At 47.4% G+C, this 25,608-nt stretch carries 17 protein-coding genes; 2 read left to right on the top strand and 15 right to left on the bottom strand.

From position 1 onward, the window contains the following. Nucleotides 1-66: 66 nt before the first annotated feature. From GL2_RS13270 to GL2_RS13220, 11 genes are all read right to left on the bottom strand, one after another. Complete coding sequence (locus tag GL2_RS13270; RefSeq protein WP_143731115.1) at nt 67-1,326, bottom strand: sugar MFS transporter; 1,260 nt, start codon at nt 1,324-1,326, stop codon at nt 67-69. Nucleotides 1,327-1,517: 191 nt separating this feature from the next. Continuing rightward, on the bottom strand, nt 1,518-3,077 hold the full coding sequence (locus GL2_RS13265; RefSeq protein ID WP_143731114.1) for a tryptophan halogenase family protein: 1,560 nt from the start codon (nt 3,075-3,077) through the stop codon (nt 1,518-1,520). Continuing rightward, complete coding sequence (locus GL2_RS13260) at nt 3,077-4,573, bottom strand: tryptophan halogenase family protein (RefSeq protein WP_143732892.1); 1,497 nt, start codon at nt 4,571-4,573, stop codon at nt 3,077-3,079. Before GL2_RS13260 ends, GL2_RS13265 begins: the two co-directional genes overlap by 1 nt. Further along, nucleotides 4,570-5,295, bottom strand: coding sequence for a SapC family protein (locus tag GL2_RS13255; protein WP_172621143.1), 726 nt, complete (start codon nt 5,293-5,295; stop codon nt 4,570-4,572). The genes GL2_RS13260 and GL2_RS13255 overlap by 4 nt, the downstream gene beginning before the upstream one ends. Before the next feature lie 139 nt (nt 5,296-5,434). Next, nucleotides 5,435-8,482: a TonB-dependent receptor gene (locus GL2_RS13250; protein ID WP_197736454.1), complete on the bottom strand. Its 3,048-nt coding sequence runs from the start codon at nt 8,480-8,482 to the stop codon at nt 5,435-5,437. A gap of 653 nt (nt 8,483-9,135) precedes the next feature. Next, complete coding sequence (locus tag GL2_RS13245; protein WP_143731112.1) at nt 9,136-10,092, bottom strand: acetyl-CoA carboxylase carboxyltransferase subunit alpha; 957 nt, start codon at nt 10,090-10,092, stop codon at nt 9,136-9,138. A gap of 93 nt (nt 10,093-10,185) precedes the next feature. Next, a complete protein-coding gene (gene dnaE / locus GL2_RS13240) occupies nt 10,186-13,704 on the bottom strand; it encodes a DNA polymerase III subunit alpha (protein WP_143731111.1) in 3,519 nt (1,172 codons plus the stop codon). A 58-nt stretch (nt 13,705-13,762) separates the two neighbouring features. Beyond that, nucleotides 13,763-13,978 (bottom strand): DUF1289 domain-containing protein, encoded by a 216-nt coding sequence (locus tag GL2_RS13235; RefSeq protein WP_143731110.1) that lies wholly within the window; start codon nt 13,976-13,978, stop codon nt 13,763-13,765. Beyond that, nucleotides 13,971-14,507 (bottom strand): gamma carbonic anhydrase family protein, encoded by a 537-nt coding sequence (locus tag GL2_RS13230; protein ID WP_143731109.1) that lies wholly within the window; start codon nt 14,505-14,507, stop codon nt 13,971-13,973. Before GL2_RS13230 ends, GL2_RS13235 begins: the two co-directional genes overlap by 8 nt. A 97-nt stretch (nt 14,508-14,604) precedes the next feature. Next, the gene (locus tag GL2_RS13225; RefSeq protein WP_172621142.1) at nt 14,605-15,126 is read right to left on the bottom strand and encodes a methylated-DNA--[protein]-cysteine S-methyltransferase; all 522 of its coding nucleotides are present in this window, start codon (nt 15,124-15,126) and stop codon (nt 14,605-14,607) included. Next, entirely contained in the window at nt 15,123-16,589 is a 1,467-nt protein-coding gene (locus GL2_RS13220; RefSeq protein ID WP_143731108.1) for a DNA-3-methyladenine glycosylase 2, read from the bottom strand. Before GL2_RS13220 ends, GL2_RS13225 begins: the two co-directional genes overlap by 4 nt. A gap of 631 nt (nt 16,590-17,220) precedes the next feature. Between GL2_RS13220 and GL2_RS21725 the strand changes: the two genes are divergently transcribed. Both GL2_RS21725 and GL2_RS22385 read left to right on the top strand, forming a co-directional pair. Then, nucleotides 17,221-19,809, top strand: a complete 2,589-nt coding sequence (locus GL2_RS21725) for a thrombospondin type 3 repeat-containing protein (protein ID WP_197736453.1) — start codon at nt 17,221-17,223, stop codon at nt 19,807-19,809. A gap of 416 nt (nt 19,810-20,225) precedes the next feature. Beyond that, on the top strand, nt 20,226-20,525 hold the full coding sequence (locus GL2_RS22385; protein WP_143732889.1) for a hypothetical protein: 300 nt from the start codon (nt 20,226-20,228) through the stop codon (nt 20,523-20,525). Between the two features lie 332 nt (nt 20,526-20,857). Here the strand turns inward: GL2_RS22385 and GL2_RS13205 are convergent, their stop codons facing one another. The 4 genes from GL2_RS13205 to GL2_RS13190 all read right to left on the bottom strand — a co-directional run bounded on the left by GL2_RS13205 (nt 20,858) and on the right by GL2_RS13190 (nt 25,370). Next, the gene (locus GL2_RS13205) at nt 20,858-21,844 is read right to left on the bottom strand and encodes a hypothetical protein (RefSeq protein WP_143731106.1); all 987 of its coding nucleotides are present in this window, start codon (nt 21,842-21,844) and stop codon (nt 20,858-20,860) included. Between the two features lie 676 nt (nt 21,845-22,520). Then, nucleotides 22,521-23,333: a right-handed parallel beta-helix repeat-containing protein gene (locus tag GL2_RS13200; RefSeq protein ID WP_143731105.1), complete on the bottom strand. Its 813-nt coding sequence runs from the start codon at nt 23,331-23,333 to the stop codon at nt 22,521-22,523. Nucleotides 23,334-24,432: 1,099 nt separating this feature from the next. Further along, nucleotides 24,433-24,768, bottom strand: coding sequence for a YnfA family protein (locus GL2_RS13195; RefSeq protein WP_143731104.1), 336 nt, complete (start codon nt 24,766-24,768; stop codon nt 24,433-24,435). A 50-nt stretch (nt 24,769-24,818) separates the two neighbouring features. Further along, nucleotides 24,819-25,370 carry a hypothetical protein gene (locus tag GL2_RS13190; RefSeq protein ID WP_143731103.1) on the bottom strand — a complete coding sequence of 184 codons (552 nt, stop codon included), beginning with the start codon at nt 25,368-25,370 and terminating at the stop codon, nt 24,819-24,821. Nucleotides 25,371-25,608 lie beyond the last annotated feature (238 nt).

Raw genomic sequence — 25,608 nt, 5'->3', positions numbered from 1 at the left:
TCCTCGGACAAAAAAACCGGCATAGAAATACCGGCAAAACGAGCTCAGAGGAGAATGAAAAATAACTCAAGCATGCTTATCAGGACGGTGTCCGATAGCACCGTAGTAAAGGATATAGAGATAACAGAAAATCGGTAAGACAAACGAAATTTGCACACCCACTTGATCAGCAAGAACACCTTGTAGTAAAGGTACAATCGCTCCACCCACAATTGCCTGGCATAGGATTCCGGACCCCTGACTGGTAGCCACTCCTAATTTAGCCAGCGCCAAACTGAAAATCGTCGGGAACATAATGGAATTAAATAAGCCTACCGCCAACACAGCATACATGGCCAAAAAACCACTGCCGGTAACGGTTATCACCAATAGTGCACAAGAACCAATGGAACAGATGCCCAGTACTTTACCTGCCGAGATATAACGCATTACCAGCGCACCGACAAAACGTCCTACCAGGGCGCCGCCCCAGTATAGAGAAATGTAAAATGCGGCATCAGACTCCTGTAGGCCGGCAATAGAATCCTCTGCAATAAAATTCACCAGGAAACTACCTATAGACACCTCCGCGCCCACATAAAGGAATATTGCTAGAGCACCCAGCACCAAGTGACGTTGATTCCAGGCCGACTCTGAGTCTTCCATGGAGGCTGCTGGCTTAGAAATATTAACTATGCGAGGCAGCTTCAGGAGCCCAAATACTGTTGCCAGTACCGCAAGGACTATAGCCAGAATCAGGTATGGAATTTCTACGGCGGAAGACCTTGCAGTGGTAATAGCCACACCTGCAGCCGGGAGGATAAGTAGCGCTCCAAATTGTGGGGCGACAGTAGTCCCCAATGAATTAAACGCCTGGGTCATAGTCAAGCGACTGGCAGCAGTACGCTCATCACCCAGCATAGTCACATAGGGATTTGCTGAAACCTGCAAAATGGTGATGCCAGAAGCCAAGACAAATAGCGCCCCAAGGAATAACCCATAAATTTCCATACGCCCGGCGGGAATAAATAATAAGCAACCAATTACTGCAACACTCAACCCTACTACTATTCCTTTTTGATAACCAATGCGGGAAAGTAAAGCGCCGGCGGGCAGAGAAACCAAAAAATAAGCACCAAAAAAACAGAACTGCACCAACATCGCCTGGGCATAACTCAGGTCAAATACGCCCTTCAAGTAGGGAATTAAAATATCATTTAAACAGGTAATAAACCCCCACATAAAAAATAAGGATGTCAAAGCCACCAGTGCAAACCTGTTTCCAAAATGCTCCTCTGCTTGAAAATGATCAGCTTCCACTGCTGAGTTACTTTGCAAGATCGCCATAATTATTTATCCCAAGACTTCAGCATTAACCACTCGTACCTTATTGGGCCGGTGGGAGTCAGCCCTTATTGGACTACTCTTATTCTTTTCACTTTCTATCATAGAGTGACTTGAACTTTGCAGCAGTTTTCGATAAATGGGGCCAAAATGAAGGCAGTATGGATCTTAAGAAAAACCAAGGCCAAGTCGAGTTAAACCTGCTGAAATCCATAATACTTAATTTTATCAATTAGCTCACGATTGCTGGGTAAACTGGAAATGCACTGCTCAACAAATTCTTTATTACTGGAAACATAATTCTGGTAGGCAATGGAATCATAAGACCTCGACTTGATTGACCTATGCTCAGTTTCAAAGCCCATACCATATAGAATATACTGCCAGCTTGCCGAAGCAAAAACTTCGTCGATGTGTGGAAAATCATATTTACATGGAGGCTGTACAGCCCACAACTTTAACCACTCACTCAAGCGTGTGGAGGCAGTATCAACACAGGCATGATCCCTCCAATATTGGGTATCCTCGCGGTGAGTGATTGCATAGTGCAATTTCAGGAAGTCAATAATACTTGACCAGCGATATTTAAACCTGCTGTTAAATCGTTCGGCTATAATGTCCATAATAGCTCTATGCGCAGGAAAATCAGCACTGATCATCTCAGCCGCCTGTTCAACCAGAACCAAAGCTGAGGCCTCCAGAGGCTCTACAAATCCTGCAGCCATCCCCACCGCTACGCAATTGCGATGCCAAAATTTAGCTCGGTAACCTGGGGAGAATTTTAGTTTGCGGAAATTCAATCTGTTTATTTCGCACTCATTCAGGTTTCGCGCTAAGTAAGTATGCAATTCTCCGAGAGCAGATGAATCACTTATATGAGCGCTGGAATAAACATGACCAATCCCCTTACGTGACGATAACCCTATATCCCAGATCCATCCGGCAGTTTGCGCTGTGCTAATCGTGTGAGAAGTGATAGGTTCAGATTCATATATATAGGGAACCTGTGTTGCGATAGCCCTATCGTTAAAAAGTTGATCGCCACAGGGGATCACAGGAATATTATAATGCTGACCTAACAGTCGCGAACTCATTCCGGAACAGTCAATGAAGAGATCCCCACAAATCTCCCCACCTCCTTCCTTAAGCAGAGATGATATGTCTCCATTTTCATGGCTTCGAACGCCGATAATTTTCACCCGATGGTGACCTACCCCAAGAACCTCTACACAGTGACTTGCAAGTATCTTTCCAAGTTTAACCGCGTCAATATGATATGCATAATTTGCAATGGCAGTATATTCTGGCGTTGTAATTAGCTTTGGAGCCAGACCCCGCTCACATAGATGACTTTGATAATTGATACGATCGGAAAAGGTTTCTGCTGTATTCTCTTGACACCACATAGCGGCAAAGTCAATCTCTCCATAGCCCTCTGGAACAGATAGCGGATGATAATAAAAATCATCCTCGCCACCATTTACCCAGCCACAGAATTTCGCCCCCTGCTTGAAGGAAGCATCACATTCACGAAACAACTGTGTCTCACTTAGTCCGATTTTTCGCAGGGTATTACGCATTGTCGGCCAAGTGCCCTCACCTACACCGATAATGGGTATATCTGGTGATTCCACCAGTACCACATCCAACCCACTCTTATCAGCTGCGCAGTGCTCAGCAGCAATTACTCCTGCGGTCAGCCAACCTGCTGTGCCACCCCCCAAAACAACTACCCGCTTTGTTACCCGACCCATCAACTGCTCTCCTCGGTTACACAAGATCGACAATAATTTTCAATTGCTTTTTTGTGCAGCGGGAAAGCACCAACTCTGTCACTAACAAAATTTTTATAACTTTTTAAAAACCTGTCTAATTCATCATCACCCATCAGGTCGACAATAGGATGGTGGTCCTTGGGTAATATGCGCTGACCGAGCATTACTTGCGCCCAGGAATCGACCTGAAACAGCTCCTTATTAGCAATTAACAATCCACCATTGCTATTAAATAACTTTATGCGATGTTCCAGAGTTTCAGGGATCTCCATACGAGCACAATACCGCCAAAAATCGCTATCATTTCTTTCTGTAGCCTTATAATGCAAGATAATGAAATCCCGGATCATTTCCATCTCATCCTGAGTCTGCCGGTTGAAGGATAATACCGCTTCTTCAACTATACTTTCGCGAGGAAAAAATTTTAATAATCGTAGAATCGCCGACATCGCCAAATGTATAGAAGTGGACTCCAGAGGTTCAAGGAAACCGCTGGATAAACCGATAGCTACGCAGTTTTTATGCCAAGCCTGGATACGACGACCTGTCTGGTACTGGAACCTCCTGGGTTCGCTTACTGGATCGGTTTGCAGGCTTTGAAGCAAACGCTCTTCGGCCAAACCATCGGACACATGGCGACTGCAATAAACCAGCCCATTACCAAATCTATGCTGCAAAGGAATACGCCACTGCCATCCAAATTCATGGGCTATCGACTCCGTATACGGAGGAAGCTCTGATGCTGATTCAGTTTGAATTGCAATAGCAGAATCGCACGGCAGAAAATGACCATAAGGCTCATAGCTAATATTTAGAGCCTCTCCAATTAATATTGCACGAAAGCCACTACAGTCGATAAAAAGATCACCATCAATCTTACTACCATCATTGAGTATCAGGGCCTGGATAGACCCATCCGACACACTCATATCCACATGCTCTATCTTGCCGTTAATATGACGGACACCATGTTTCAAAGCATGACTACGTAAAAACTCTGCATATAGTCCGGAATCCAAGTGATAGGCATAGTTGAGCTTTCCTGAGTCTCCAGGTAGGAGCCGGTTCTGAATGGCGGCCTGCCGCTCAACATTGTATTCTCCAAAACTATCGGCTAAATCCTTGTTATATCCCGCCAGCCAGAAGTGGTGAAAGTCACAAGCCCAGCAGTCTTTGCCGGTGACCCCAAAGGAGTGAATATATTTATCTCCCTGACGGGCCCAATTATTGAATTCGATACCCAGTTTAAACGTTGCCTGGGTTGCTGCCATAAACTCCGATTCTTCAATTCCAAGGAGACGATGAAAATTTCGTAGCGGAGGGATTGTAGCCTCCCCCACACCAATTTTCCCAATTTCCGCACAATCTACCAAGGTAACTTTTACCTGTTTCCCGTAAAGTTTGGCAATTGCTGCAGCCGTCAACCAGCCAGAAGTCCCTCCACCGGCAATTACAACTCGCTTTATACAAGTCATGAAATTTTTTCCTCGGTGGCAACCCATACCTTTTCGGAACAATTAGTATTATTGAAAAGTGAACCTATATTGGTTGCAGAACTGGCAAGAAAGTAGGCGCGCTGTAAAAAGCCTGCACTATTTAATCGCTCAAGACTACAACCGGATAGTTTACGTAACTTATTGGGATTTATTGAATAAAGCCCTTTAAGGCTTGATCCGCTAACGCCTTGAAAAGACTCGACTGCAAGTGATTCGATCAAGGATTCGGCATCAAGCACCTTAAAAAAATTTTCATTTTCCTGATAACCCTGATGAATAAATGAGAGCAATCGCGCAGCTTTATTAGCCAACTCTAAAGGTTCACCATCCTGACTGAACAACCGTTCACCTTCCCTACCAACTCGGCGATCCTCCAGATCTACACATAAATTCAATGAGTCGCCCGAACGCCCGATAATAAAAGGTCCTCTCCGCGCCATCATAGGTATATATTTCGAATCCCACCTTCCATTTTTCAAGTTAATATTTTTATCTGGATCCAGAGAAAGTAAAGCAACCAGGAGGAACTCTCCTGTGTCATGATTTTTCTTAATAAACACAGGGTATTCTTTGTGAACAGAATCCAACTCTGAGGGAAACACTTGAATATATCCGAGACCATCTTGAGGGCACAATTTAGGCTGACAAAGAACCCGGATGTCACGATGTCTTTCATTATCAACAACAACTATACTTGCCATTATCATGGTCTCATTATTTTTATTATTTCTTAACACAAAACACCATTACAGGCTTTTTAATTCCTCCAAATAACAACCATCCTCTAGAGTAGAAGAAAACCCACCAATAAAATCTGGCAGGCTTCCTCTATATCTGCACTCAGAAATTATATCGAGCACTCAACGCGTAGCGTGGCCCCAGCATTTCCATGCGTAAAAGTTGATTCGCTGTACGTCCGTGCTGCCTCTGGTCCTCACCCAACAGATTAACACCTTCAAGACTAAGCTTGAGATTGTCATTAACATCGTAGCCAACACTTAAATCGACTTGACTGTACTCCTCAATATAGCGAGGCCCCTTTCCACCATCTTCAATGCTAGTTAAGAATTCATCCCGCCAGTTATAGGATATTCTGGCAGAAAAACCATAATTTTCATAAATTAGAGACAAATTGGCAGTATCACTTAACCCCGTTAATGCAAATTGTACGCCACCATCAACTGCCGGGTCCCGATTCACATCGTATTCAATATCACCATTAACTATGGTGTAGTTTGCCTGTAACCCGAAGCCACTTTCTCCAAGGAAGTGTTGAGCACCGATTTCCCAACCATCGATAACTGCGTTTTCAGTATTCATTGGTTGGGATACACGGAAAATTGCAGCTTCATCATCAGGATTTCCGGTTACATCAACCAAATTTTCGAACTCCTCGGCAGTATGGTCATAAAATCCTACACCGAGAATATTCGCTGCTACCATGGAAAATAGATTCGTATCATTGATTGGCACTCCCAAAGCAGTCAGATCCTCCATCGCCTGGAGTGCACGGGGACCGTTAGTCGGATCGGTAAGGCCGTATAAATTAATATCGACCGCTGCCGAACCAATAAAATTATCTACATCCTTACGGAAATAGCCTATAGAGACGTAGCTGGAGCTATCAAAATACCACTCCAGAGAAAGATCTATATTGTCAGATTCCAATGGTAAAATGCCCGGATTACCAGAACCCGCGGTACCGAGCACAGAGCCGGACAAAAGAGTTGGCAGTGAGGGCCCACCTAGTCCTGTAGCCGCCGACCCCATTTGATCAAAATTGGCACGGGCTATTGTTTTACTGTAGGAAAAACGTCCTTTTAACCCAGACACGATTTCTATATCAAAGTCCACATTCGGCAGCCAATGATCATAATCAGCCTCTGCTGCATACATAGTGGCTGCAGCACCTGCAGGAATCTGAAAATCATTGTTGCTTTGCCAGACTACTTCTGTGGGGATATTCGCCAGATCTGTAGAAGTTATATCAGTTTTTTCGTAGCGGAGCCCTATTGCTAGATTTATTGGCATCCCCCGCCAATCATTAGAGAAATTATATTGCATATAGCCCGCAAAAATTTTCTCGCGAATGGTTCGATCCAGATTATCGACCGGATTAACAGCCCAGGGTAAGCCAACCGCACTTGACAAGTGCTCACCGATAAGAGCGGCGTCACCCGTATAGCCAATAAGTAGTGGATTCGCCTGGCCATCACTGACGATAGCAAAGAAATCACCACTGTTTGAGCCCAAAGACTGGCTATAACCATCAAATAGGTCAGCGTAATTTATTGGAGATAAATATTCTTCGGGGACATCACCAGGGTTGGCAACCCCCCACCCTCCCGCAAGTAATTCTTGATAAAAGGACGACTGTAGGCGTGTTTCCATATCCCGTGACTCTATACCAAAATCGATAGAGTGTGTTTCATTGAAAATAAAGTTGCCATCAAGACGTGTCTGGGTGAAATCTGCATAAGAGCGGTCATTATTTATTTGACGAACAGTTGAACCAACTTCACTCTTGTCCAGTATTCCATTGCCATTTCCATAAACGGAATCATCGAAGTCAACAACCAAAATTGGCAAACCATCCTTGGTAAAATCAATGCCTTGGCCAGCGACTACATTTGCTCCAAGGCCTATGTTGATCCAGTTACCGAAATCCGCATCCGGCAAGCTGGAGGATTCAGATTTATGCACATCGAATGCTAGCTCAAACTGATCATTTGGTTGCCACACCAAATTCAACCCCAGAGATTCCAGTGTATTGACTTGGTTCTGCTGCTGTAGGGCTAAGCCTATATCCCTTGGGTTCTGCTCCCGACGCTCCTCCCAGTACAGATCTGGCGTGTGTACTGATCCATCATCAAATACGATGTCACTTTTATAGGTATCCATCCAGGCAGATAACTCTGATCGATTTTCATAAAGATCCTGTTTGGCATAGGTATAATCGACAGTACCGGTTAAAGTATCTGTGGGACGCCACTGCAAGGTAAGTTGTGAATTTATTCGTGTACGCTCACGGTCAGAATGAATATATCGGAGGTCGGTGGGCAAAGACCGCAGCCCTCCTAATTCGGGTTCATTAATAATTTGTATTGGCTCACCAGAACTATCACCGGGTGACTGTGGAATAGTTCCATCGTATGCCTCAGTATTCCAATTGTTGACATAGGCTCCGCTGGCACTGCTATCTCGACTTTGATAGGAGCCACTTAAGGAAAACCCAAATCTCTCATCTTCATCAGTCCAACTAAACAACCCTGATGTTTCCGGTGTATAGTCATCACCGACTTCGTTGGTGGTATCTCTCAGGGCTTTTAGTCCAAGCGACATTTTCAAGCCTGGATCATCCAGCGGGCGTTGAGTAACAATATTGATTGTGGCTCCCATTCCACCAGAGGCAATATCCGCACGTCCTGTCTTGTAAACTTCCAGCGCCTTCACACTTTCTGCAGCCAGGTTATCCATATCAAAGGCACGCCCCTGATCTACACCACCACCATTTTGATTTAATGAGCTGGATGGCATAAGGCGGCCGTTGAGCGTGATCAGATTATAATCCGGGCCAAATCCACGCACAGTCACCTGGCTGCCCTCGCCATTGCGACGATCAATTGAAACCCCTGTAATTCGCTGCAGAGATTCTGCAAGATTGGAATCCGGGAACTTGCCCATATCCTCTGCGGATATGGCATCCACAACACCAGCACTATCCCGCTTTTTATCCATTGAATTTGTCATACTGGCACGAATGCCGGTTACTGTTATCTCCTCGATAACTTCGCTTTCTGCCGCTACCACCGGCTGCATGCAGCTTGCCCCAATGACAATGGAAATCGTAAGCGCCAGACGATCTCTGTAAAATAATTTTTGTTTCATTATTAGCTACCCAGTTATTGATTTTCTATGGCTTGTTTGGGAGTTCAGGCTCAACCAAACCTTTCGCTGCAACCCCGGGGATTACAGACTCATTGGGAAATTGCAACGATTGATGTGTCTCTATCAACCCACCATTAGTTTGCCTGTGTCTGGCTCACGTTCCATTGGACAGAGTGGTAAAATGGGATATTGCGGATTAAAACCGGGGCAACAAGGATGAAACCATAGGGAGATTTATTTTATTTTCACAAAATCATGCAGCTAAATTTATTTAATCACACGTTTTGGAGTGGGATTCCAGTCTGCTGCCAAAATGAAAAGCTCACAGACAAACATTAATCCAAAAATAGATTTCCAGCCATAAAAGTACCAAGAGGCAGGATTTAACAACTAGACAAATACTCTGTATAAAAAGGCACTTTTCAAAATTACCCGCAGTAGAATCGTCTTATAATTTCGTATCTATACTATTCAGACTTTTCCAAAAAAAGGCTTCATATAGAGTAAATATACAAAATAACAAAGCAGCGGAGGGGCCGTTTAATAACGAGCAATAAAAAAAGGAGGAGTACTATTATACAGTTGGTATTGATCTTTCCGGCCGAATCACATTGGGATCAATGACTCCAGCCGGATTAGATTTTAAATAACGATTAAGAAACGATATTGCCGTAGCTCATCAGGCGCTGGTAGCGTTTTTCCAGCAACTCATCGATGGGAATACCACTCAGTTGATCCAGCTGTTCACTGAGGCGCTCTCGCAAGCGAGCAGCCATGGTATCCGGATCCCGGTGTGCGCCACCAAGAGGTTCTGCAATAGTTTCATCCACAATGCCCAGCTCTTCCAACACGCTGGAGGTCACTCCCATAGCCTCAGCGGCCAGCGGTGCCTTGTCCACGGTTTTCCAGATGATATTGGCACAGCCTTCCGGGGAGATCACAAAGTAAGTGGAATATTGCAACATATTCAGCTGATCGCCGACACCGATAGCCAAAGCGCCACCAGACGAGCCCTCTCCAATCACGGTGCAAATAATCGGTGTGCGCAGGCGAGACATCACAGCCAGATTCTGGGCGATAGCCTCACTGATACCGCGCTCTTCACTATCGATACCAGGGTAAGCTCCCGGGGTGTCAATCAGGGTGAGTACCGGCATCTTGAAACGCTCGGCCATCTCCATGATACGCAGAGCTTTGCGATAGCCTTCAGGCTTGGGCATACCAAAATTGCGCGCCACCTTTTCATTGACAGTGCGCCCCTTCTCCTCACCGATTACTGCCACCGGCTTGCCATTGAGGCGGGCAATGCCGGCAATAATAGCTTTGTCATCACCAAAGTGGCGGTCACCATGCAGCTCATCCCAATCGGTAAACAGACGTTCGATATAGTCCTTGGAATAAGGACGCTGTGGGTGTCGCGCCACCTGGACAACCTGCCAGGGAGTCAAGTCGGAGTAAATGGACTCAGTCAGGTTTTTGCTCTTTTCCCGCAGCCGGGTTACCTCATCGGCAATGTTCAGTTCGTTGTCGTCGCCAACCAGCTGCAACTCTTTGATTTTGCTTTCCAGCTCTGCAATTGGCTGCTCAAACTCGAGAAAGTTGAAATTCATGAAATCTGCGCCTTTAACTCTTTTCAACGCCACTGGGCATTCACAGCGGCATAGCTTAACTGTACAGAACCAACCAGTCGAGTATGGTGGACTTTAACGCCGTTCGGCGTATTGAAGTGCCACCTGCTCACGTCCCAGTAACTCCTTCAGGGACTGGACCATCTGATCATTCGGCTCCACATTCCACTCGGGTGGAAGGCGGTAGAGACCTCGCGCATCGTGGCGCAACACTTCCAGGTTGACCCTGCACTGACCGCCAGTATAGGGCTGCAGGCATGCGGCCAAGCGCTTGGCCAGTCCCGGCGTCGCGGTGCCACTGATTACTTGAAGACGTACACCAGTCACACTGCTCTGACGTAACTCATCCAGAGTGGACACTCCATTGACCGTCATCTTCAGACCGCCACTGTAGTCATCATTCGCTACAGGACCATCCAGCACCAACAGTGCATCCTTGGCCAGCTTTTCCCGATGCTCACCGAAAGCCTCACTGAACATAGCCGCCTCGATACGGCCACTGCGATCGTCCAGAGTAATAATTGCCATGGTGTCACCACGCTTGGTCTTCATCACCCGCATAGCGACAACCAGCCCCGCTACTTTTTGCGACTCGCGGCCCGGTTTCAGGTCGGCAATACGCGCCTTCACCAGGTGCTTTAGCTCATCGGCATATTCGTCGATGGGGTGGCCCGTCAGGTATAACCCCAAGGTATTTTTTTCACCCTCAAGGCGCTCACGGATACTCCAACAGCGGGTGCGACGGAAATCCTCATACACATCACCATCGGATGCCTGGGGCACCACCTCACCAAACAGGTCCATCATGCCGGCATTGGCATTGGCTTTTTGCTGGTCCGCCGCCTTCACCGCCTCATCCAGAGCGTTAAACAACACTGCACGGGAATAATCCAGTCCGTCAGCGCCACCGGTATCCGGCCCGATACTATCGAGGGCACCGGATCGCACCAACGCCTCCAGCGCACGTTTGTTCACCTTGCGTGGGTCGACACGCGAGCAGAAGTCGAACAGGTCAGTAAAGACACCGCCCTCCTTCCGCGCCGCGATAATATTTTCAATGGGCCCCTCTCCCAATCCCTTGATGGCACCGAGACCGTAAATAATGCGGTTATCGATATCCACTGAGAACTGGAAACTGCCCAGGTTCACATCCGGGGGTACCAGCACCAGCTCCATGGCCCGGCACTCTTCGATAAAGGTCACCACCTTATCGGTCTTATCCATATCCGAAGACATGGTGGCCGCCATAAACTGGGCCGGATAGTGCGCCTTCAGCCAGGCAGTCTGGTATGACACCAGTGCGTAGGCTGCCGAGTGGGACTTGTTAAAGCCGTAACCCGCGAACTTCTCTACCAGGTCGAAGATCTTAATCGCAAGTTCGGGGTCAATGCCCTGCTCTTTCGCACCATTTTCAAAAGTGGCCCTCTGTTTGGCCATTTCCTCCGGTTTCTTCTTACCCATGGCTCGACGCAACAGGTCGGCGCCGCCGAGTGTATATCCCGCCAGCTCCTGGGCGATCTGCATCACCTGCTCCTGGTACACGATGACCCCGTAGGTGGGTTCCAGGATAGGCTTCAGTTTCTCGTGCTGGTATTTGGCATCCGGGTAGGCTACCTGTGCACGGCCGTGTTTACGGTTAATAAAGTCATCAACCATACCCGACTGCAGTGGGCCCGGACGGAACAGAGCCACCAGGGCGATCATGTCCTCAAGGTTATCCGGTTGCAGGCGCTTGATCAGGTCCTTCATGCCACGGGATTCCAGCTGGAACACCGCTGTGGTCTCGGCTCGCTTGAGCATTTTGAAGGTTTCTTCATCGTCGAGGGGCAACTCGGCTATATCCAGGGGTTCCAGCCCCTCTCTGCCGCGCTGCTCATCCACCATGCGCTTGGCCCAGTCGATGATGGTCAGCGTCCGCAGGCCGAGGAAGTCGAACTTCACCAGGCCCGCATCTTCCACATCGTTTTTATCGAACTGAGTTACCAGACCTGCGCCAGTCTCGTCACAATAGAGCGGCGCAAAGTCGGTAAGCTTGGTGGGGGCGATAACCACACCACCGGCGTGCTTGCCCACGTTACGGGAGACCCCTTCGAGTTGCAGCGCCATCTCCCAGATTTCCTGACCCTCATCATCGTGATCGAGAAACTCCCGCAGCACATCCTCTTGCTCAAAAGCCTTCTGCAGGGTCATACCTACATCCGGGGGAATCATCTTTGACAGTTTATCGGCAAGGCCGTAAGACTTGCCCTGTACCCGCGCCACATCGCGCACCACCGCTTTTGCCGCCATGGTGCCGAAGGTAATAATCTGGCTCACCGCCTGGCGGCCGTAGTTATCCGCTACGTAGCCAATTACCCGATCGCGCTTCTCCATACAGAAGTCGATATCAAAGTCGGGCATGGAAACCCGTTCCGGGTTAAGGAATCGCTCGAACAGAAGATCATATTGCAGCGGATCCAGGTCGGTAATATCCAGCGAGTAGGCCACCAGCGAGCCGGCACCAGAACCCCGCCCTGGCCCCACTGGAATATCCTGCTCCTTGGCCCATTGGATAAAGTCCATCACGATCAGGAAGTAACCGGGGAACCCCATCTGGATAATAATATCCAGTTCAAAACGCAGGCGTTCCTCATATATCTTGCGGCGCTCAGCGTAGTCGGCCGAGGATTTGTCTAGAATCGACTCCAGACGCTGCTCCATGCCTTCATAGGAAACCTTTTCGAAGAACTGGTCTTCGGTCATCCCCTCGGGAATCGGGTATTCCGGCAGGAAATATTTGCCCAACTGAATCGGTGCGGAACAGCGCTTGGCAATCTCCACCGTATTTTGCAGGGCCTCGGGAACATCACTGAACAGCTCCCACATTTCCTCGGGAGTACGGAAATACTGCTCGGCGGAATAACGGCGCTCACGGCGGGGATCGTCGAGGGCGCGGCCTTCGTGGATGCAAACACGCACCTCGTGGGCCTCGAACTCGCTCTCCTCCATAAAACGCACATCATTGGTGGCCACCACCGGCAAGTTCAATATCTGGGCAAGGTTTACGGCCGAATGCAGATAATCTTCATCGCCGGCACGGCCCGTACGCTGCAATTCCAGGTAGTAGCGACCGGGAAACAGTTCCGCCCACTCCCTGGCCAGCTCCTCTGCCTGGGCGCGACGCCCGGCAACCAGGGCTCGGCCCACATCGCCATATTTCGCACCGGACAGCATCAGTACCCCTTCGCTGTACTCTTTTACCCACTCGCGCTTGATATAGGCATTGCCGTGGTATTGCCCCTCCATCCAGGCGCGGGAGATCAGTTCGGTAATATTCCGGTAACCATCACCATTCATAGCGTAAAGGGTGATCAGTGTGGGCTTGCCTTCGCCGCCCTCACTGAGCCAGAAATCCGCAGCGGTAATAGGTTTAATTCCAGCGCCAAGGCAGGCCCGATAAAATTTGATCTGGCCGTAGAGATTACACTGGTCGGTGAGGGCCAGGGCCGGAATTTCCAGCTCCTGGGCGCGAGCGACTGCGGGCTTGATGCGCACCAGGCCGTCAATCAGGGAAAATTCGGAGTGAATTCTTAGGTGGACAAAGGGTTGGGTCATATTTGCGTTTGGTTCCGGGCCCTGCGAGGCTCGGCCCCGACAAAGCGCTATCGATTATTTACCAGAGTCGGCCCATTTGCCGCGCGCGCTCAGTACAGAGTTTCAACACCGCGCGGCGCTCATCATTGTTCATAGAGCCCCAGCGGCTGATTTCCATACCACTGCGGAAGCAGCCCTCGCACACATCATCATTGTTGAGAGCGCACACGGAAATACAGGGGGACTTCACCGGGCGCTCTTTGGGCACCACAGTTTTTACCGGTTGTTCAGACATCTTCAGCCTCAAGCGGGATCAGCTCATTGGCAAAGACCTTGCCATTGGCCGCGTAGTGGTCGCTGCTGGCTTTGAGTAGTTCATAGGTGGCTGGATCCAGGGTTTTGATCACCTTACCGGGGGTGCCCACCACCATGGAGTAGTCGGGGATCACCGTATCCTCGGTTATCAGCGCATTGGCGCCGATAATACAGCACTTGCCAATCTTGGCTCGGTTCAGGATCACGGCATTGATACCAATCAGGCTGTAATCACCTATCTCACAGCCATGCAGCATCACTTTATGGCCTACGGTGACACCAGTGCCAATCGTCATTGGTGTGCCCGGATCCGCGTGCAGCACTGAGCCATCCTGTACATTGCTATTCTCGCCAATTGTGATTTGCGCACAGTCACCGCGCACCACTGCGTTAAACCATACGGAGCTGTGTGCGAGCATACGCACATCGCCAATTACATGGGCACCCGGTGCGATATAGTGGCCCTCGCCCTCCAGTTGTGGCTCTTTATCCCCCAATCTGTACAGCATTTGGCCTCCGGCTCGATCTGGTTACGAACCGCATATTATCCCGTGCCAGGAGGGCTGTGGCTAGCGGATGAACCTTGCGCTTTTCATTTCCTGTGTATCAGAGCAACTCTCCCTGGCCTACAAAGTTGGCTCCCTCCAGGGTGAGTAAGCGTGCCTTCAAAGGCAGGCCACCGGCATAACCGGTGAGACTGCCATTAGCTCCGATCACACGGTGACAGGGAATTACCACAGCAACCGGGTTGGCACCATTGGCCCGCGCCACCGCACGAATAGCACGGGGCTTCCCCAGCCACTGGGCTTGCTGGCTGTAACTGCGGGTTTCACCGAAGGGAATTTGCAGTAGCGCATCCCAAACCTGGCGCTGGAATTCAGTACCCTGTGGCGCCAGTGGCAGATCAAAACTTTTTCGCTGGCCGGCAATATATTCCCGCAGCTGCAGGGCCGCTAAATCTGTCAGCTCCGAGGCGCCCCGCTGCCAACCGGCCCCAAGCTGCAGTGGGCGCTCCTCATCGTAAAACCGGAGTGCAACGATGCCCCTGGAGATATCCTCTCCCCCCAGCTCACAGGCCGCGATGGCAACATCACCCAGCTCCGTGATGTAACTCTCGTAGACAATCATTTTTTCTCTCCAGATTTCAGGGACTGCCACAACAAAATGGCGCCATATGCCCGCCAGGGCCGCCACTGCTCTGCTCGCTCCAGGGCCTCTTTGGGTTTTACCTTCTCACCGTCACTGCCCAGGGCTTGCAGAATACCCAGGTCCGAAGCGGGAAAAGCATCCGGCTTCGACAGGCCACGCATAGCAATATATTGCGCCGTCCAATCGCCAATACCCGGCAATGCCGTAACTTGGCTGCACCAATCCTCCAGGGACTGATCGGCAAAACTCACACGACCATCCAGAGTTGCAGCAACAAACTCCTGTAGGGTTTTCACTCGAGCGCGGGTCAATCCTATATCGGCAAAGTCTGCCGCGGCGAGCCGCTCCGCCGTTGGGAATAGCAAGCGCTCTTTGCCGGAATCGTCCACAAAAGACTCCCCATAACGGGCTACAATACGTCCGGCAATAGTAGTCGCCGCCGCTACACTGATCTGCTGACCGAGAATCGCCCGTAGCGCATATTCGAATGGGTCCCAGGCGCCGGGTAAGCGCAAGCCCGGATTCTTCTCCAATTGATCTGCCAGCAGCGGGTCCTCATTTAATACCGCCCGGATTTCCTCCGTATCTGCATCCAGATCAAACAGCCGGCGCAGGCGCTGGTTAAGCAGATACAGACCGGCACCGCCCTCCTGTCCGGAAACCTCTACAACCATGCGGTTTCGCCCTGAATCGTGAGATACACGGATAATTCCCCGGCTGCCATCCAGTGCAAAAGTACGCGAGTAAACTTCACCTTTCACCTGCTCCACACCTTTCAGAGCACGCGTATCGAGGAAAACCAGCAGTTGTTGCCAATCCAGTGGTGGTCGGTAATCGAGATATAATCTCAATCGAGCTGGGGCACCGGCTACTACCCGCTCAGAGTGCCCTTCCTTACGCACCTCCGAGGGTGTGCGATGGTAAATCTGCTTAAACACTCCATTAAAACGGCGCAGGCTATTAAAGCCGGACTCATAGGCTATTTCGGCAACCGGTAAATTAGTATCGCGCAACAAGCGAAAAGCGAACAGCACTCTCTCTGTCTGCCACACCGCCAAAGGGCTTACTCCCAGATGCTCGGCGAATAGGCGACGTAAATAGCGGCTACTGACACCAAGTCGTTCCGCCAGCCTTTCCACTGATTGGGGCTCACGTTCACTGCGCATTAACTTCAAAGCCCGCTGCACGCTGGTGGACACCAGGCCCCAGGCCGGACTGCCCGGGGCAGAATCTGGCCGACAGCGAAGACAGGGCCTGAAACCCGCGTTGGCCGCCTCCGCCGCAGTGGCAAAATAAGTGACATTGCGCTCCAGTGGAGGACGCGCCGGGCAAATTGGGCGACAGAAAATTCCAGTGGTTTTCACTGCTGTGAAAAAGCGACCATCAAAACGCCGATCGCGTGCAAGCCGCGCACTAGAACAAACTGCTGCATCAATTTTCATAAACCCCTCCCGTTTCTGCTTACCAGTGTATGGACTACACACCATGAGAACTAGTCAAAAACGGAACTGGCCATCAAGCAATCATGACCAGCCAGTCTGTCAGGGCGGCGCCCAGTAGCAATCCGCTGGCACAGCAAGAAGGGGCAATGCAATAAAGTAGAAAGCGAAAAATATCGCTTATTGATAAAAATCTCACAACTAAACAATTAAAAAATTTATATCCATGAAAAAACTCAACCACAAAATCCAGCTCGGCTAACACGCTCGACTATCAGAATTGACTAAACGAATTTACTGAAACATCTACGCTAACATCCCCATAAACTTGGCGGCATTTTATTTTTTCAAATTACACGGAATATAACCCAGAAAATAGTCCGCCATTAATCTACCAAGCATCACTTTTCCGGAAAAAAAACACGCATATTAGACAGCACAAAAATATCGCATTGCCACACCATACAAAAGTATTAATAAAGTAATGGTGCACTTTCGTAACCTATCTACAGGGAAGTGGAGAACAGGAAGCGAGCACGAATTTTCTTCGTATTCCTTCATTATCTTTGATGAGTTCTATCTCTTCTTCTCCGACAGATAACAAAAAAAATATTTGCTTTCGGAGATTATGACCATGCAAAAAATACTGCTGATTGCATTTTTCTTTTCGCTGCTGTTTTTGAGCGCTTGCGGCTCAGATGGCGGAAGGGGAAATGCTGCCGAGGATCTGTTGCCCGGCGACAGTACTATCGACACTGATGGAGACGGCATAAACGATGGCGATGACAACTGCCCAAACATCACTAACTCTGACCAAGAGGACCTGGATGTAGATGGCAGTGGAGACGCCTGTGATAGTGACGATGACGGAGACACCTTTCCAGACTCCGGTGACAACTGTCCTCTCACAGCCAATTCAGACCAGGCGGATAGTGATAGCGATGGCATCGGCAACGCCTGTGATGACGATCTCGATGGCGATAATATCGAAAATGACAACGACAATTGCCCAGCTGATGCCAACCATGGGCAGGGGGATATGGATAATGATGGCGTTGGCGACGCCTGCGATAACGATCGCGATGGTGATGACTACACCAACAGCCTGGACAATTGCCCGGACACAGCCAATCCAGATCAAGCCGACCAGGATAGCGATGGAATTGGCGATCTCTGTGACGCCGACAGCGATAGCGACAATGACGGCTTCGATGATGGCGCAGATAATTGCCCGCACACGGCTAATCCCGGCCAGGATGATGCCGATGGAGATGGCATTGGTGATGCCTGTGACAATGACAAAGACGGCGATGGCGTAAATAACGATGCCGACAACTGCCCAGAAATCCCGAACGCCACCCAGGAAGATCTGGATAACGATGGCATCGGCGACGCCTGCGATTCAGATAGGGACAATGACGGTGTCGATAACAGTACCGATAACTGCCCCGCCATCAATAATCCCGATCAGGGCGATATCGACTCCGATGGTGAAGGCGATGCTTGCGATAGTGACGATGATGCTGACGGTATTGACGACGACTCCGACAACTGTCCCGCGGATGCCAATGAAGACCAAACTGATACCGACGCTGATGGCATCGGGGATATCTGTGACAGCGACCGCGACAATGACGGTATTGAAAATAACAGCGATAACTGCCCGCTGGAACCCAATGAGGATCAGACCGACACAGATGGCGATGGCTACGGTGATGCCTGTGATGACAACACCGATAGTGATGGCGACTTAATTCCAGACAGCATCGACAACTGTGTCAATGTACCCAACACCGATCAGTTAGACCTGGATGGTGACTCTATCGGCGACGCCTGTGATAGCGATCTCGACGGAGATACTATCGATAATGACGCCGACAACTGTGTCTACCTCCCCAACGAGGATCAAGCGGATAACGACGGTGATGCTCAAGGAGACATTTGCGATTCCGATGATGACAATGACGGTGTAGCTGACGTCAACGATAACTGCAGCCTTACTCCCAACGCTAACCAAGCCGATACTGATGGCGATAGTATCGGCGATGCCTGCGATTCTGACATTGATGGTGACGGCATATTAAATAATGTTGATAACTGTCCACTTGTCAGCAATACACTGCAGGAAGACCAGGATGGCGATGGCATTGGTGATGCTTGTGACGCCGACAGTGACAGCGACGACGATGGCTATGATGATGGAGAGGATAACTGTCCGGCAGATTACAATCCCGATCAAGCCGACCAGGATGGCGATAGTATCGGCGATGTCTGTGACAGTGACCGCGATGGAGATGGCGTAGACAACAATAGTGACAACTGCCCTTTCACACCAAACGACCAGACCGACAGCGACAACGACGGCACTGGCGATGCCTGCGATAATGATACCGATGGTGACGGCGTCGACGACAACTCTGATAACTGCCCGGCAATACCAAATAGCGGACAGGAAGACAGTGATAACGATGGGGTCGGTGATGCCTGTGATCAGGACCAGGATAACGACGGTTCTGATGATACCGTAGACAACTGTGCCGCTATCCCAAATCCAAATCAGACCGATACCGACGGTGACAACTTAGGCGATGCCTGTGACCCGGATGTGGACAATGACGGTGTAGAGAATGACATCGATAATTGCCCACAAACTATAAACCCACTCCAAGAGGATTCCGATAACGACGGCGTAGGCAATGTCTGTGACTTCGACAATGCACTTTCCTGTACTTCCTTCGAAGGTCTTGAAGTTATGGATGGGGTCGACGCTGAATTGGTCAGCGGCATAACCGCACCCTGCGATGGTTGTTCCGTAATATCCATTGACAAAGTAGCCAATGGAATACTCTCCGATGCTGCCAGGATGGAAATAGTGAGTGGAGCTGGCGGTAGCGCCTATATCCAGATAAACCATGACAACGTCAAGAGTGGCCGCTATATGATTGGCTTCTTGGTAGAAAACGGTAACTCTATACTGGATGAGATCGAACTGAACAGCATTGTTATCAGCACCTATTTGGACGGAGTAGCCACTGGCGAAACGACAAGCGGTTATATGCTCGCCCCCTTCAAGGTCAACGGCGCACACTATCATCGACTGCTCCTGGCGAATACCCAGGCAAATTTTGACCAGATCCGTCTGAGCCTGAAAGGTCTGAGCTATACCAATAACAAGCTGGATGTTTACCTGGCCTGCGCGGTACCAATAGATCAACAGCCATAGCTAGATTCACTAGCAAAGTAATAGCCCTCGAAAAGAGGGCTATTACTTTTTTTAAAAATAAGAAACGGAATTTACAGATTTCTTCTCTTTGTAGCCTCTTACCTCCAGCCTATGTCGGCCTGCCACTTCAATCTGGCAACTATTTCCCTCAAACCAAAGCCAACTTCGATATTTCCACACCTCCTTTAATTCAGCACGGATTAAGCCATAGGTTCAAACACTAGTATCGAAAAAGGTGGAGCCCAGGGGAGATTTCCGGCTGGCTAAAGCAGGAGTAAAACTTGCCAATCAGCCAAGAAACCAATTACCTGTATGTCTTGACTGATAAGCAGCGAAGTGGAAATTTGTACGAGAATTTATGATACAGGGATAGATCCTACAACAAGCGAGCCAATGGAAAATCAACTCAGAGGAACATTAAGGCCATCATCAGCATCGAACAGCTACCACAATTTATAGATAATAAATCTCGCATAGGAGACTGGGAAATTGTTACCGTTATAAGTAAAAGTCAAAGCGGTGATCTGGTCACCGTTGTAGATTGGAAGAGCAAGTTTACTCTCTCTAAGCAGATTGCACGCAAGACGGAAAATCTGGTCACTCAGGCTGCAATTGTACTACTTGAACTGTATAAACATTTAGCACTTACTATTATCGCCGATAATGGCAAAGAATTTACTTTACATGAGAAGATTAGAGGGGCTCTGGATTCTTAAGTCTAGTTTGAACATCCGTATGTCTCTTGGGAGAGAGGCCTAAACGAGAACACAAACGGTCTGCTGCGCCAGCACTTTCCGAAAAATACTGACTTCAAGTTTGTGAATCAAAAAGAAGTTGTTTTGGCTGTTGAACGTTTAAATAATCGCCCCAGGAAAACTTTGAGCTATAAAAGCCCTCGGCAGATATTGGGAGAATATACAGTTATCTCCTCAACCTAAAGGGTGGTGCGCTTCAGAGTTAAATACAAGTTATCAAAGGACGCCTTTTATAAAAATCTCTCCCAGTAATTAAAATACACTTACTGGGAGATTCCAAGTGATGAAAAATTTTACTGGAAAATTACAGCACTATGATTATTGCCATCCTGGAAAACAGTGGCAACATCTGCTATTCCAGCCTGGGATAAAACAAAATCATTTAATAACCCACGCTGAAAAGTAGTGGCCGTATTGAAACTACCTGACTGATTCAATTGTCCGGTATTAGTTGTTCCAATTTGTGTGCTACTGGCAACATTCGATACACCTGCTTGAGCATAAACTAGGAAGTTACCTTCTTGCTCTTGACTGATGTTGGCAATATGGCCAAAACCAGTTTGTGAGGCACCTAAAACATTGTTACTTCCTCGCTGGCTTGCCTGGAGAAAATTATTACTAGTATTAGCTTGAATAACAACCGCGAAGTTTCCATCGCCTTCTTGAGCAACAATCGCAGTTGTAGCTGCAGCAATAGACTGACCTACCGTTGCAGAGTTTGACGTACCAGTTTGATTGATTAATGCAGAAGTTCCCAAGGATGTTATTGTCTGAGTAACAGCTGCCGTATTCATTACATTAAACTGATTGATTTCGGCACTTGTCGCACTGACACTGGTCTGCACTGTAGTAGCACCATTACTTGTACCATCTTGAAAAATGGTACTTAAAGCTCCAGGACCGGCAAAGCTCTGTATAGCGAAAGCGTTATTTGAAAACCCAGCCTGCGTTTGCAGTATTGCACTCAACGTTGTGGAGTTTATTTGCTGAGCAAAAGCAGTGTTTGTAGAGCCAGACTGGGTTTGCCAGATCGAACTAAAAGATACAGTTGGATCTCCCTGGAGCGCTGTAGCTGCATGGTTATCACCCATTTGACTGAGACCAGCAAAATTATTGTCAGCGAAAACACCTTGGCTGGCGATAGCAAACAAAACTGCTGCTGCTATGGGGGTACATCTTTTCACATTTATCTCCTTAAAATATGAAATTAGCGAAATTAAACTTCTTATACTGCTTAAAAGATGAACAAAACTAACATCATGCCATAGCATTAAAAGCAAACACCAAATTCTACTGAAATTTCCGTGCAATACCCAATGAAAATTATACCGATACTTCGGCAACTATCCTTGTAAATTTCCTCACACTAGAAACACACAACCGGTTACTTCTTATCTAAATCCACAGCCTGATGCAGTGATGAGTTTTGTAGTCAGGCAGCACTTTCGCAATAGGACATAAGCACTGAAAAAATAGGAAAAAAGACCTAGTTAGATGTAAAAAAGGAAAGAGAGAGCTTTATGACTCAATTATGCAAAACAATGAAAGCACAAAATATGAGACTAATACACGTCCAGCCGGCCAAAAAAACAACCGTAAAGAAATTAATGATATGACGAACAGAGTCATAATAAGGCCTGACTATTTACAACGTAAATCTTGTTAAAAAATATGAAAAATCACTACCACATATAATCTTGATTATTTTGAGAAAAATCATAATATTGAGAACACTACCCACTCACCAGAGGACCCATAAAATTTTCCACTTTAAAAAACATATTCCAACTAAAATAGAACTGAACTCCCATTCAAGTCCCAAATTTTTCAAAGAAAATTAACACTGTTAACTTTCTGAGGATTACAAACCTTTAGGGGTGCACCAGTTCATGTAATGGACCTACATATCAAACACATCTTGGATATATAGGTCCACCCAAAAGTCAGATTTTACTTCTATTGGATACAGGCATCATTCGCATTATCGAAAGTATTAAGCGCCCAAACACTGCCAGTGCATGGAGGAACATTCTGATCCATCAAGTCATTTCCAGCATTGCCTGCTGCATCATTACTTATAATGAGCCACCCAGTCTGGCCAAACGCCTGCATCATTATTCCATTTACACCATTAGCCGTTGATATGTTATCAGCAATTATACCGCCATTTCCTTCGGCAACTACTATGCCACTAGCTGAATTAGAGCTGGTATCATTCAGCCTCAGTAATGAGTTATTCCCAACAACTTTGACTCCCATCAGGGAATTACCAGTCGCCTCGGTAGTTCTCACCTGGCTTCCATCACCCATCAACCGGATTCCCATGCCAGTATTACCATTTGCGTAAGAGGCCTCCAAGGTATTGCCTGCGCTCCAGAGGGTAACTCCGGACAAACTATTAGCAGTGGTGCTTATACCTGTAATTAAGTGGCCTCCATCACCTTCAGCCGATACTCCGGTGGCACAGCCTTCAATACTTCCACCACCAGCAGTATCTTCAAGAACCCTGCCTGCCCCAACTAGCCTTACTCCGATTCCAACGGGGGTATCACAACTAATGGTATAACCATTTAAATCCAGACTGGCACCTTCTTTTAACGTTACTGCAGGATTAATAGCACATGCGGGAATATCCCCTGACAGGACAGTTGGACTAGTGAGGACATCACCACAGCTGACAGCTGAAGCCACACCCGATACCGAAATGCTGGCGGCTCCCGCAACGGCGAGAAGTACTGCTTTTATTGGATTAACACTTACATTTTTCATATTAGATTCCCTTCATTTATTGATTGTTTCAAAGGAGAGTACACCCAAAGCCAAGGAGAGTTTGACCTAGGTCTGGAAAAGGGCCATAGGAAATTATTCCCAAAACAAATAACAAAATGGCATATGTTATAGGTGGTTAAAATATTTAACCTCCCCAACAGACATCCCTATAAACAGCAACCATTTTACCGATAGCCCAAGCCGGTAGAATGCCCCAGCCAACAGGAATAGGAAAGCTAAAAATAATTATAAGAACATCAGAAAATCTTCTACCGAAGGAATAAAAAAGATCAAACGGATCTGAAGTTAACAGTAAAAAAGAAACACCTAGAGTGAAGTGGAAAATTTATTAAAAATCATTCAGGCGACTTCGACATAGAAAGAACTAATTAAGCTAAGATTTTCCTGAACCTTCAAAATCCACAAAAATTCCAACTCAAACAACAAAAAACTCACACCAACAGATCAAGCACCAGATATCCGAAAAAAATTTCCATATAGGCAAGAAAACCACATGCATGCATCTTTTACATTTATATTTTCAATCCAACCTTGAACAACCAAATGGCATAGCCTTAAACCCATTAGAATGTAGTACTGCTGGAGATGAGCAACCTATTAAAGCTATATCTGCCAGCAACTGATATTTCAAAAAATACAACCTGAACCATTGTACCAAAAGCAACCAATGCCCAATCTGCATGAAAGCAGAATCACATTAATGATCACAACCTGTAACTCACACCGGGACAATACCAGTCTTTATTGATAATAATGAAGCGGCATACATTCACACCAGGTTAAACACTTCAACAAATATGGCAGAAAGATAATTATTACGCCAAACTGGATAAACCCACAAAAGCTCTTATTCAACAAGACTCTATCACACCGAAAATCACCAACTGTAAGCCTACAGATTTCTTACTTTCCACAGAGCCTATTGCGACAAATCACACACAATACAATCATTATCTACACAGTAAAGCCTGCTTAAGTAAACTAATGGTAGTAGTAAAAATGATTTAAAAACTATTATTTAACAGATGCTAATATTTTCTTATTAACCGTGGTAATGGTATACTCAACTAAGTTATATCTATTCCATTTGCCGCGGTGAAAACATAATTATTGACATGCCAATTACGGCAATACAGGCACCAGTTATATCCCACACAGTGGGCTTGACGCCATTCACCAGCCATAACCACATAATTGATGTAAAGATATAAATACCACCGTAAGCTGCATAAACTCGCCCAGCAGCAGTAGGATGAAGCGTTAACAGCCAAACAAACAAAGCGAGACTAATGCCACCAGGCAGTAAAAGCCAGGCACTCATTCCATGCTTGATCCAAAGATAGGGAAGATAACAGCCGGCAATCTCAGCTAGTGCAGTAATGAAGAATAAAGCTATTGTTTTCAATTCAAACATTACTGAGAACCCACTACCTTCCCCACCTGTTATGAATTCAATTGGGCTCGTTAATCAACAGGGCAAACACTTTCGAGCGATGTGGTAAAAGCTCTCTTCATAAACACGAACTGCTCATTGGTTTCCATATGCTTACTCAGTGAATTTCTGGCGATAAGGAAGCGTTTTTTATCTTTTTCTGTCATACCCTCATGATACAGGTACAACTGTTCAACCGGTTTCATTGCAGCCTTTTCCTGACGGTAAAATGAGTCAGCAGACATCGCCAGATCCACTTTATCCCGTATAGATCCATCTGGCATTATTTGTACCGATACACTGGGCACCAGGTTCGCAATCGGTCCGGTGAGATTCAATACCTCCGGATTTAATTCACTCAGTTTCCTTGCGATATAAACCTTGAGCTTGTTATTTCTGACTTCCATTTTTACAAACGGTTTAATTGTCTTAAACTTATCTTTATCGTCTTCGAATAGTTTTACGGAAGCTTCCAACATCACCAGGCTTTGTGTATTCAAGAATCGCTCATACTCCTCCAGTTGACAAGAAGCCTGCACGCAATGACTGAAGATAAAGGCTAGAATCAAGGCTGGTATTTTCATTGTTCCAATGATTATCCTTAATATTTTTATATTGGCCACCCAAATCCATCGAGCTGGCCTCCTCTATATCCCTGGTTATTTTAGTCGCCTTTTTGCCATTGAAATTCTATAGGTTCGCATTTGAGGGATTTCCTGCAAAAAGTACGTGGCATCCTTCTTTTAGCAAGCTATATACGCCATCAACAGACAGAAGGTAGCAAGTAGCAACTCAAGTGCCAGATTATCGCCACGGTAGGTA

The organism is Microbulbifer sp. GL-2 (assembly GCF_007183175.1).
Lineage (GTDB): Bacteria > Pseudomonadota > Gammaproteobacteria > Pseudomonadales > Cellvibrionaceae > Microbulbifer.
Note: the sequence above shows the minus strand (reverse complement) of the source record. Positions and strands in the feature narration are given on the sequence as shown.